8 protein-coding genes are annotated in these 12934 nt (G+C 33.6%); 3 read left to right on the top strand and 5 right to left on the bottom strand.

Translation table 11 applies throughout. The features are described from left to right. Positions 1–108: 108 nt before the first annotated feature. A complete protein-coding gene (locus HRU50_RS02625; RefSeq protein WP_296347860.1) occupies positions 109–885 on the bottom strand; it encodes a 3'-5' exonuclease in 777 nt (258 codons plus the stop codon). A gap of 110 nt (positions 886–995) precedes the next feature. On the opposite strand from HRU50_RS02625, the gene HRU50_RS02630 reads away from it, so the two are divergent. Beyond that, positions 996–2075 (top strand): NADH:flavin oxidoreductase, encoded by a 1080-nt coding sequence (locus tag HRU50_RS02630; protein ID WP_296347862.1) that lies wholly within the window; start codon positions 996–998, stop codon positions 2073–2075. Between the two features lie 91 nt (positions 2076–2166). Here HRU50_RS02630 and HRU50_RS02635 read toward each other — a convergent pair whose 3' ends face one another. The 4 genes from HRU50_RS02635 to HRU50_RS02650 form a co-directional block, all read right to left on the bottom strand. After that, complete coding sequence (locus tag HRU50_RS02635; protein ID WP_296347865.1) at positions 2167–3513, bottom strand: dihydrolipoamide acetyltransferase family protein; 1347 nt, start codon at positions 3511–3513, stop codon at positions 2167–2169. Between the two features lie 83 nt (positions 3514–3596). Beyond that, positions 3597–4703, bottom strand: coding sequence for a glycosyltransferase family 2 protein (locus tag HRU50_RS02640; RefSeq protein ID WP_296347867.1), 1107 nt, complete (start codon positions 4701–4703; stop codon positions 3597–3599). Positions 4704–4715: 12 nt separating this feature from the next. Further along, entirely contained in the window at positions 4716–5333 is a 618-nt protein-coding gene (gene recR / locus HRU50_RS02645; RefSeq protein WP_296347868.1) for a recombination mediator RecR, read from the bottom strand. A gap of 76 nt (positions 5334–5409) precedes the next feature. Further along, positions 5410–7965: a T9SS type A sorting domain-containing protein gene (locus HRU50_RS02650; RefSeq protein WP_296347870.1), complete on the bottom strand. Its 2556-nt coding sequence runs from the start codon at positions 7963–7965 to the stop codon at positions 5410–5412. A gap of 79 nt (positions 7966–8044) precedes the next feature. On the opposite strand from HRU50_RS02650, the gene HRU50_RS02655 reads away from it, so the two are divergent. Next, a complete protein-coding gene (locus HRU50_RS02655; protein ID WP_296347872.1) occupies positions 8045–9583 on the top strand; it encodes a sodium:solute symporter in 1539 nt (512 codons plus the stop codon). Between the two features lie 103 nt (positions 9584–9686). Continuing rightward, positions 9687–12932 (top strand): VCBS repeat-containing protein, encoded by a 3246-nt coding sequence (locus HRU50_RS02660; protein ID WP_296347875.1) that lies wholly within the window; start codon positions 9687–9689, stop codon positions 12930–12932. Positions 12933–12934 lie beyond the last annotated feature (2 nt).

Raw genomic sequence — 12934 nt, forward strand, 5'->3', positions numbered from 1 at the left:
CTTTAAATTGAGATTCCTGCCTTCGCAGGAATGACAGTCTATGATTGATAAACCTACAAGGCTACAAAAACCTTACAGCATTAGAGATTTCTACTTTCACAGAAACTTTTACCCCAATTTATTATTAAACTGTCGTAACTTTATAGCAGTTAACACTTTTTTAGTATACAACGGAAAGTCTGCATTTAGCAACCAACCAAAATAGCCAGGCTCTTGTTCTAAAATGTCGACAACACGCTTCCCTTTGTGTTTTCCAAAGGAAAAACACTCTTCACCTTCTTTATTATAAATGATAAATCCAGCAAAATCTGCAAACTTCTTACGTGCACTAAACTCAGCTAAAAACTTAGTACTATTTTCTAGTTCTTCATATCGTGATAATTGCGCTTTCAAAACTTCATATGTAGCTTTGGTATCAGCTTCTGCACTATGTGCATCATTAAGATTTTTATCGCAGTAGAATTTATAAGCTGCACTCAGGGTACGTTGTTCCATCTTATGAAATATAGTTTGTACATCTACAGATTGTCTATTCTTCATATCAAAATCTACGTCTGCCCTAAGCATTTCTTCTGCTAATAAAGGAATATCAAAACGGTTAGAATTAAAACCGCCTAAATCTGAATCTTTAATTAGGTTATACACTTCCTTAGAAATCTCTTTAAATGTTGGTGCATCAGCAACATCTGCATCAGATATGCCATGTACCTGTGTAACCTCCGGTGGAATAGGAATTGTTGGATTTACTTTTTTTGTATATGTTTCTTCCTTTCCATCTGGATAAACTTTAAGAATAGATATTTCTACAATTCTGTCTTTAGATATATTGATTCCGGTTGTCTCTAAATCAAAGAAACAAATAGGTTTATTCAGGTTGAGTTGCATAAACAATAGTTTTAAGCAAATGTAGTGCATTTACTTCACTAAATACTACCAACAAATTTGATTTTAAGGTTAAAATAACCGAATTTAGTTACATCGATTAATCAAAGAAAATGAAGACTAAACTAGATAGTACTATTCAATTTAATTGTGGAATTATAATGAATAACAGATTCATGTTGGCGCCATTGACAAATCAGCAAAGCCATGAAGATGGACAATTATCTGATGACGAATTTAAATGGTTAACCATGCGTGCAAAAGGTGGATTTGGCTTGGTAATGACATGCGCTTCGCATGTTCAAGAGATTGGAAAAGGGTTTCCTGGTCAACTTGGCATATTTTCAGACAAATTAATTGAAGGTCATAAAAAATTAACCGCTAAAATACAATCATACAACAGCTTAGCGGTTGCACAACTGCATCATGCAGGTATGCGGTCTCCCTTTGATGTCATTCACCAAAAGGCTGTTTGCCCTTCTGAAAGTCAGAAACATAATGCTAGAGCACTCAGTTTAGATGAAGTATATAAATTACGTAATGACTTTATTAATGCAGCTGTAAGAGCACAAACTTCTGGTTATGATGGTGTTGAAGTTCATGGTGCACATGGCTATATTCTAACCCAGTTTTTAAGCTCAGAAATTAATAAAAGAACCGATATTTATGGTGGATCCTTAGATAACCGCTCACGACTTATTTTTGAAATTATTGAAGGAATTAGAGAGAAATGTGGACAAAATTTTCTTATTGGTATTAGGCTCTCACCTGAAAGATTCGGCATGAAGCTTTCTGAAATAAAATTGATTAGTCAACAACTTATAGATAGTCAGTTAATTGACTTTTTAGACTTATCACTTTGGGATTGTTTTAAAAAACCTCAAGAATATCTTGATAGTGATAAGAATCTTTTAGAACATGTTCTAGAGCTTAATTATAAAAATGTAAAACTCACTGTTGCTGGAAATATTAGAAGTGGTGAAGATGTTCAGAAAATTTTAAATGCAGGTGTAGACTTTGTAACTATTGGAAGGTCTGGTATTTTGCATCACGACTTTCCAAAAAAGGTTATTGAAAACTCTAATTTTAAACCAATACAAAATCCTGTTTCTCCAGAGTATTTAAAGTCCGAAGGTCTAAGCGATACCTTTATTAATTATATGCGTCGATGGGAAGGTTTTGTTACTCACTAATAAAAAAAGCACAATCTGATGATTGTGCTTTTGTGTTTGATAAAAGATCGCCACGACTTTTTCACAAAAGTCTCTCAATGGCAGTCTATTTTTAAATTTCTCTATCGCTATCCCAAGCTTCTAAATAATCTTTAACTGCTTTTACAAATTGGCCACCAAGTGCACCATTAACCACACGATGGTCGTATGAATGTGACATAAACATTCTATAACGTATACCAATAAAATCACCTTGAGGTGTTTCTATTACCGCTGGTACTTTTCTAATTGCACCTAATGCTAAAATACCAACTTGTGGCTGGTTAATAATTGGCGTACCCATAATACTACCAAATGTACCAACATTAGTTACCGTATAAGTTCCGTCTTGAATTTCATCTGGTTTTAACTGACCAACACGTGCTCTGTTTGCCAAATCATTAACCTTCTTTGCCATACCTAAAAGATTCAGTTGGTCTGCATCTTTTATTACAGGCACAATAAGGTTACCATCTGGTAAAGCAGCAGCCATACCAAGATTAATATGTTTCTTCTTGATGATACTATCACCTTGAACGGAAATATTCATCATTGGGTAATCTCTTAAAGCTTTAGCAACAGCTTCCATAAAGATTGGTGTAAAGGTTAGATTTTCACCTTCACGTTTTTTAAACGCGTCTTTATGTTTCTTTCTCCAGTTCCATATATCTGTAACATCAGCTTCAATGAATGATTGTACATGAGCAGATGTTTGAACCGAATCGACCATATGCTTAGAAATGAGTTTGCCCATTCTGGTCATTTCTATGATTTCATCTTCACCATTCGTTACTACTGCTTGTTGAGCAACTTTCTTCTCAACAGGTTTAGCTGGTTGTGATTTTGATACTTCTACTTTAACAGGCTTTACCTCAACTTTTTTAATTTTAGCAGGTTGAGACCCTCGAGATTGTAAATAAGCTTTGATATCATTTTTAGTCACACGACCATCTTTTCCTGTACCTGGAACTGTATCTAATTCTTCCTGAGAAATACCTTCTTGCTGAGCAATATTTCTAACTAATGGAGAATAAAAACGGTCTCCAGATGAAATTACTGGTTCTACAACGGCCTTAGCAGTTACAACAGTTTGCGCTACTTCTTCAACCACTTGTGGTGCTTCAACCTCTTCGACAATAGGTTCGCTAGCTGGTGCCGTAACAGATTCTGTCCCTTCACCTTCAATTTCAATAACAGCAATCGTCTGCCCAACCTGAACTACATCATCAACATCAAAAAGCTTTTCTACCAAAACACCATCAACTTCACTTGGCACCTCACTATCTACTTTATCGGTTGCAATTTCTAAAACAGCTTCGTCCATCTCAATGGTATCGCCAACTTCTTTAAGCCAAGACGTAATTGTTGCCTCCGCAACAGATTCTCCCATTTTAGGTAATTTAAGTTCAAACTTTGCCATATTAATAATTTAAAGGTCTTTATTTGATAATCGAATGCAAAATTACTAAAAAAAGTAATGTTTTTTTGATTTTATTTTAAATATTATTCCAATATAGATTGTACTTCACCACGCAATACGCTACTGTCACTTCCGAGGATAAAATTAGCGTTTTTCGGCAAAAACCTAAAAAGTACATTGTCTTGCCCTGCTTTTAGTTTCATATCATGAATAACAGCTTTAATTTCAAAATCATTCAAGTTGTAAATATGAATACTGAAAGGCTTCATATTGCTTTTAACTTCAGAGTAATGTTGAATAGATGATCTAAAATGACGATGTAATCCTTCTATCTTTTCAATTGAATACAAAAATACTTCATCAGTCAATATCTTTTCTTCATTTGATACTGACTTTAATCTTTGTAATAATTGAATTGCCAACGACACCAACAAGTTAAACACTAAGTATTGTTTAAAATGCTTCTCGTAAAAAATTTGCATCGCCCCATAAAACCGTTTGGCATAATTTGCGTCTTTTAACGTACTTTCACCTTTAAAGTGAATAATGGTTGTTTCACCAAAGTAGTAATTATCATAACCAGCCTTTAAGACTTTGTATGATAAATCTATGTCTTCACCATACATAAAATAGTCTTCATCAAAACCACCAACAGCATCGTAAACAGTTTTCTTAACAAACATAAATGCCCCGACAAGTACATCAACTTTACTTGAAGCGTCTGACTGAATATGACTAGCATAATAATCGTTAGACTTACCAATCATCTTTTTGAAAGCAACTTTAGGGTAAGGAATATTTCGTTTGCTTTCTGGCAGAAATTTACCTCGACCATCAATCAATTGACAACCTACTATCCCCAAATTTTCTTTTTCTATTGAAAAATCAAGTAGCATCATAAATGTAACTTCTGACACAACCGTATCTGGATTAAGAATGCACAAATACTCACCTTTAGCTTCTTTAACAGCAATATTATTTCCTTTTGAAAATCCTGAGTTTTCTTTATTCTCAATCAACTTAACATTTGGAAATAGATCCATCACCATCTCACAACTATTATCTGAAGAATCATTATCTATTACTATGATTTCAGAATCAATATCTGTAATCGCAGCTTCAACACTTCTTAGACATAATTCTAAAAAGTAGCGCACATTATAATTAAGTATGATGACTGATAACTTCAAAAAAATAATATCTTAAGATTTTAGCGAAGCTTCAAAAGGAATACGATCAATAATGCTTCGACCAAGAGTGACTTCATCAGTATATTCTAATTCATTTCCGGCAGCAACTCCTCTTGCTATGGTAGACATTTTAATATTATAATCTTGAATCTGTCTAAAAATATAAAAGTTAGTCGTGTCACCTTCCATAGTTGGACTCATTGCAAATATCAATTCTTTGACTTGGCCTGACTTCACTTTATCTACCAAAGAATTAATCTGTAAATCTTGTGGGCCAATACCATCCATCGGAGATATTTTACCACCTAAAACATGGTACAAACCTTTAAAAGAACTCGTATTTTCAATGGCCATGACATCTCTAATATCTTCAACAACGCAAACAACTTCTTTATTTCTAGTAGGATTAGCACAGATTTCGCAAATCTCTTTATCACTAATGTTGTGACACGATTTACAAAATTTTATTTCTGCACGCACCTTAGATAAGGCATCAGCTAATTGAAAGGTTTGTTCTTCTGATTGTCTCAATAAATGTAACACCAAACGCAATGCTGTACGCTTACCTATACCTGGTAATTGAGACATTTCGTTTACCGCATTTTCTAGAAGTTTAGAAGAGAATTCCATGTTTGCGAAGGTACAGATTTTAAACAAAAAAGCCCAACTGAAACCAATCAGTTGGGCTTTCTCTATTTCATTATTTTTATTTTAAGATTAGCTTCTTAGTAACTTCACCAAGCTCACTACTTAATTTCACAAAGTAAACACCTGATTCAAAAGACGTCATATCTATTTTATAGCCATTAATTAAACTTAAATCTTTACCATAAAACATCAACTTACCTAAGGAGTTATATATCCTTACACTTACGCCATCTGATTTATCCCATCTTACATTTATTTCATTATTTGCCGGATTCGGATATAATGAAAAATCTGATAAGCCAAATTCATCTAGACTTAGGCTCTCTTGATACAAGTCTGATCGCCACAAACCTCTTCCGTAGGTTCCTGCATAGATTTTACCATCAGCCGTATTAATTTCCAGTTCATTAATACGAACGTTTGGTAATCCATTATTAAATGCTGTCCAGCTATTGCCAAGATCAGTATCCGTATAATATACCCCATAATTCATTCCAACATACAAACCATCTTTCCCATTATCTTGCCATACCACCGCTTGAGCAGAAAAATTTGGTAAATCCCATGGTATAGCCGTCCATGATACTCCGTTATCTGTACTTGTATACACTTTTTGACTTCCTGTAACGGCAATTGCAAGTTTTGCCGGATCAGTAGGATGGACAGCAATAGAATTTATAAAATTACCTCCTAGGTTAAGTGAAGAAAAGTTCCAAGTCGCACCTCCATTTGTAGAAAATCTGAATGTTCCATTGTTAGCCATATACATATATTGATTATTTGACGGAGCAATCTTAAAGTGATCTATGTTAGCATTTATATTAGGAGATATAGAAGACCAATTAAAACCACCATTTAAAGATTTATAGACTTCATCAAAAGCCACATAAATAGTATTTTGAACTAGAGGATCTTGCTCAAAAGGCACAATCCAATTCCACTGGAATGTACCGCCTTTTCCATCAGGTCCATTTAGAAAATTGACACCATTAGAACCTAGGAAATTAAACTCTGTAGAATAGAGTGACCCAAATTGAGATGTTCCAAACATTCTTGAAGGATTATTTTTATCAATAAAACCTTCCATACCATCTGCACCAAGCCAATCCTTCCATAAACCGTCTTCTCTCAAAACCGAAGAACCATTATCCTGTGAGCCGCCAGTAACCACTACAGGATCTGTTTGGCTAATACCTATTCTATAAAATTGTCTTATACCTAAACCAGTCGTAAGGTCTGTATAATAATTACTGTTAACCACAGTTGGATTATCTGCTCTAAAGATCCCGCCATCGGTTCCTGCATATAATTTAGCATTCGCGCCAGTACCCGAAAACAACAATATATCAACATCTGCATGGCAGTAACCGATATTCGCATTGCTCGCATTGCCTGGAACCCATTGTGACGTAATTCCAAAATTCAGTCCTCCATTTGTTGATCTCCAAGTATTAATACCAGCAATATGGACATCATCTGCATCATTTGGATTCACAACAATATCCATATCTCTTGGTGCTTGTCCTACCCCGGCGTCACCAGGATCCAATGAGTTTGAACTGTAACCAAAATAATTTCTACCATCATGATTTAATTTTGTGAAAGAAGCACCACTATTTGTTGACTTATATAATCCACCAAAAGCGCCACCAGAAGCCTCTACTACATAAACCACATTAGGATTAGCAGCAGAAACACCTATCATTTTAGGCCCACCGCCAAATTGATTTCCGCCAGTACCGTTTACCGGTGAAAATGAAGTGCCACCATTTGTTGAGACATAAAAGCTAGAACTTGACGCATAAATGGTGTTAGGATCACCAGGTTTAAACTCAAAATCAAAACCTGAGCCTGTACCTGCAAAGTAAATTGAACTCCACGAAGATCCACCATTCGTTGACTTATATAAACCATTACCTTGAGCACTTGCATAAACCTTATTTGAATTGGTCGGATCAATCATTATTTTATTCACTGTTCCACCAGACACGCTACCTTGAAAATTCCATGTAGAACCACCATCAATTGATTTAAAAATGGTACCACCAGTAGAACCCCAATAATATGTGTTATTGTTTGAAGGATCAATAGCCAATGCATACACATCTATATTAGAAAGATTATCTGTTAAAACAGTCCATGTTGCACCACCATCTAAAGTTTTCCAAACACCACCTGTTTCTCCACCAATAATTATGTGGTTTTGATTACCTTCTTCGATCGCGATTGACGTTATTCTACCTACACCAGGATTCCAACCTGAAGTTGCATCCCAATATGTTGGACCCATATCTTCCCATGCACCAACTTCTGTCATTTTTGCAACACCTTCACTATTTATTTGTGAATTGTAATTTCTTAATTCATTATAATAAAATTCTGGCGACTTCAATTTTCCAGAGTCGTCCATTGCTCGTTCCGCAAAATACTGCCAACGTCTAAACTGCTTATAACCTGTACCTTTCCCTCTACCTATAGAATCAAAATGTTCTTCTGCTATCTGGGAAATATATTCAACGGTATAATTTCCGTCATTAATAAGGTCTTGATAATTCTGTCCATAGCTCACTAAAAAGCACACAGAAAAGGCCAGAATGGCAATAATCTTTTTCATAATTTTCAATTTTTGAGTACAATTTACTCCCAAAAATACTATTTTTCAAATTTCTTTATCTTCATTAAACCTAACTTTTATGAGCACAGCGTCAATCTTATTACTTATCGTTGGATATTTTAGTATACTTATCCTAATTTCATATGCAACAGGTAGAGATGACAGTAATGATGTTTTCTTTAAAGCTAAAAGACAATCTCCATGGTATGTTGTTGCCTTTGGAATGATTGGAGCTTCCCTATCAGGAGTTACTTTTATCTCTGTTCCAGGAATTGTTGGAGGCGAACAATTTGCTTACATGCAAGGAGTTTTCGGATTTTTTGTTGGCTACATATTTATTATGACCGTGTTAATCCCGCTATACTATAAGTTAAATGTAACCTCAATTTATCAATATTTAGAACAGCGCTTTGGTTTTATGAGTTATAAGACTGGGGCATTTTTCTTTTTATTATCTAGGGTTACAGGTGCTTCTTTCAGGTTATTTTTAGTTGCAATAGCCATGCAATATATTGTCTTTAAAGAATTAGGTGTGCCATTTTGGTTGACGGTGGTGATCTCTATAGCTTTGATTTGGTTGTATACCAACCGTGGCGGAATTAAAACAATAGTTTGGACAGATACACTTCAAACTCTAGCTATGTTAGTTTCAGTCTGTGTTGCAATTTATCTCATTAATTCAAAATTAGAATGGTCATATTTTGACTTCCTTAATTCAAATGAATTCAATAAACGAGGAAAAATCTTCTTTTTTGATGACCCAAATGCTAAGGTGTATTTTTGGAAGTATTTTATAGGAGGGATATTTATTGCAATAACCATGACTGGATTAGATCAAGACATGATGCAAAAAAACTTGACTTGTAAAAATCCCAGGGAAGCAAAAAAAAATATCTTTAGTATGGCAACCTTATTAATAATAGTCAATTTTGTATTTCTTTCTTTAGGTGCTTTACTTTTTATTTATTCCGAAAAATTTAATCTCACAATACCATTTTTGGATGGAAGAACAAGAACAGATTTATTATTCCCTGAGATTGCAATGAACCAAGGTCTTGGAACTGGCTTAGCAATAACCTTTTTAATTGGTTTAATAGCAGCCGCTTACTCAAGTGCTGATAGCGCTTTAACATCTTTGACTACTTCATTTAGTGTAGACTTTTTAAATATTGAGAAAAAGCCTGTTGAGGCACAAAAACCACTTAGAAAAAAAGTTCATATAGGTGTATCAATCTTGCTAATTATAGTTGTTTTATTGTTTAATATGTTAGAAGGTAATGTTGTAGGTAATTTATTCAAATTCGCTACTTTCACTTATGGCCCATTACTAGGTTTATTCGCGTTTGGAATATTAACCAAATTCAATATTAAGGATAAATATGTTTGGATGGTTGGATTAATATCAATAGTCCTGACGTATTGTATAACACAAATACCAACCTACTATGCTTTTAGTGAGCAGCTATTTCTAGAAGATTGCACAAAATCAAATTGGGAATGTGCAGCATTATACGCACAAAAATACTTTTACAACTTTCACTGGGAAATACTACCAATAAATGGTTTAATAACCTTTGTGGGATTATTTCTAATTAAGAAAAAAACAATACTTTCATAGTTTTCTTATTTTTTATTCAAAAACGTTTTGTTTACAACTATTGTTAAGTTAATTATTTGTTAAATCATTATATTTGTGACATCAACTAACTGTCACAACTTTAATGAAGAAACTAAACGTTGCTTTTTTAGCAATAGCATTTTTATTTTCTTGTTCTAACGAACAAGAGAAGCTCAATTCATCATCTTATTTATTTGAAACAGTCTCCCCAGAATCATCAGGAATAGAGTTTGCCAATATTGTAACCGAAGATGCGGAACACAACATTATTAGTTACATTTATTATTATAATGGTGGTGGTGTAGCTACAGGAGATGTTAATAACGATGGTCTGTCAGACTTATTTTTTGTTTCTAATATGGGTAATAATAAGTTATACCTTAACAAAGGAGACCTTAAATTTGAGGATATTTCTGACAAAGCAAATATTTCGGGAAATGCGAGTTGGCAAACTGGCGTGACACTTGTTGACATCAATAATGATGGTTTTTTAGATATTTATATATGTGCTGTTTCTGAATACTTAGACTTTAAAGGTCATAACGAACTTTATATTAATAATGGAGATAATACATTCACGGAAAAAGCAAAAGATTACGGACTTGATTTTAAGGGTTATTCTACCCAATCTTATTTTTTCGATTATGACAAAGATGGGGATTTAGACGCTTACCTTGTTAATCATGCTGTACATACTTCACTGTCCCACGGAAAAGCGGAATTAAGACATAAAAGAGAACCTTTAACTGGAGATGTCCTACTCAAAAATGATAATGGGCAATTTATTGATGTAAGTGAAGAAGCCAACATTTATGGTGGTATTAACGGATACGGACTCAGTGCCACTATAGCAGATTTTAATAATGATGGATGGGACGATATTTATGTCTGTAATGATTTTCATGAAGACGATTACTACTACATCAATCAAAAAGATGGTAAGTTTAAAGAACAATTAGCCAAAAGTTTTACTACAATTAGTAGGTTTTCAATGGGCAGCGATGCATCGGATATAAATGGCGATGGCTACCAAGATTTAATGACTTTAGATATGTTACCTAGGGATGAAGTTGTTTTAAAAGAAACTGAAGGTGACGATTCGATGTTTAATATGCAGGTGCATTTAAATAATCTTGGATATAAGGATCAATATTCTAGAAACATGTTGCAAATGAATAATTCTGGTGAATTTTTTCAAGAAACCGCCATTCTTAATAATGTAGCAGACACTGATTGGAGTTGGTCACCGCTATTTGCTGATTATAACAATGATGGTTACCAAGATTTATTTGTTTCTAACGGAATATTGAGAAGACCAAATGGTTTAGACTTTAAAAAGTATATTTCAAGTGCATTTAAAGGAAGATCTGAAGCTGAAGGTTTAGCATGGCTTTACAACTCAATCAATGAAATGGCAAGTGGAAAAGTAACAAATGAAATATTCGAAGGAAATTCTAAAACATTTAAGAGACAAACTGGGAATTGGATTAAAAACCAACCAAATATTTCTAATGGTGCCATCTATGTAGATTTAGATTTAGATGGCGATTTAGACATTGTAACAAATAATTATGGAGAAACAGCTTCATTATTAGAAAACACAACTAAAAATAAGAACTACATAGAATTAGATTTTATTTATAAAGATTCTAATATAGAAGGAATAGGATCAAAAGTAATAATCTACACCAATAAAAAGCGTCAGTTGAAACAGCTATTCAAATCACGTGGTTTTATGTCTTCATTTGAAAGCAAAATACATTTTGGTTTAGGCCAAACTAAAACTATAGACTCTTTAGAAATTATATGGCCAAATAACGAAGTTCAAATTATTAAAAACCCGGAAATCAACCAATCATTATCGGTAAGCTTTAAGCCATCGAATAATGTAAAAGATTATGACAACTCTAAGCAAAAAAGCACCATCTTTAAAAAGAAAGATTTGATTGAATATACACATACTGAGGATCTTTATAATGATTTTGCCGAAGAAAAATTAATCCCCTATAAGATATCAATGCAAGGCCCAGCCGTAGCAATAGGTGACATTGATAATGATGGTTATGAAGATCTATTTTTAGGAAATGCTTCTGACAAAGTCGGTACAATTTTCAAGAATACTGGAACGCGTTTTATTGAAACTAAACAAACAGTATTAGAACAAGACGCTGCATTTGAAGATAACGACGCTGTATTTTTTGATGCGGATAATGATGGAGATTTAGATTTGTACGTTGCCTCAGGTGTTAATGAAAGGAAAGATATAAACTATCAACACGACAGATTATACATCAATAATGACGGTACTTATGTAAAAGCGCAAAATCAGATTCCAGAGAATACTCTTGTAACTTCAACAGTTTCTGCGAGTGATTATGATCAAGACGGAGATATAGATCTTTTTATTGGTATTCTCGCTGATGCTAATGATTTCGGTAAACTAACGACTTCATATATTTTAAATAATGATGGCAAAGGAAACTTTACTATTGATAATGAATTTGAATTAACCTCTAAAGTTACCGATGCAAAATGGGAAGATATAAATGATGATGGTCTATCAGACCTAATTGTAGCTACTGAATGGGATACACCAAAAATTTATTTGAATTCCACTGGTGGTCTTGAATTAATAAGCTTATCAGAAAATTACAAGGGCTTATGGCAATCAATTAACACTTTTGACATTGATAATGATGGCGATAAAGATATTTTATTGGGCAACTGGGGAACAAACACCAAACTAAGTTTAAATACAGATGGACCACTTAAAATGTACCACAATGATTTTGATGAAAATGGTAAATTTGAAACACTTCTAGCTTACAGTAAAAATGGCGTTTATTATCCATTAAATTCTAAAGATGAAATGGCTGGACAAATGAATCTCGTCAATAAAGTTTATACCGATCATAAAAGCTATGCCGGTAAGCCATTTGATAAAATTATTTTACCAAATTTCTTAAACGAATCAACCATATATGAAGCAATCACATTCGCCACGAGTTATCTCAAAAATGATAACGGAGAATATAAGGAAGTAATACAATTACCAGATGCTTTTCAAATGGCACCAGTAAATACTTTTTCTAAAATTAATATTGGCGATAAACCTCAATTAATAGTAGCGGGTAACTCATACAAAGTGAATACCTATCACGGATCATACACATCTCTTAAAGGACTTTTAGTTAATGATATTACTAAATTTAAGTCTATATCAACAGAAGGCATAAGTCCTTTTGATGGTCAAATAAAACAACTAGAAACTATCAAAATGAAGGATAAAAACATTCTAATTGTAGTGACTAACAATGATGACATTAGAACCTATACTTTTCAAGACTAAGA

It is taken from the genome of Winogradskyella sp., from assembly GCF_013213835.1.
GTDB lineage: Bacteria > Bacteroidota > Bacteroidia > Flavobacteriales > Flavobacteriaceae > Winogradskyella.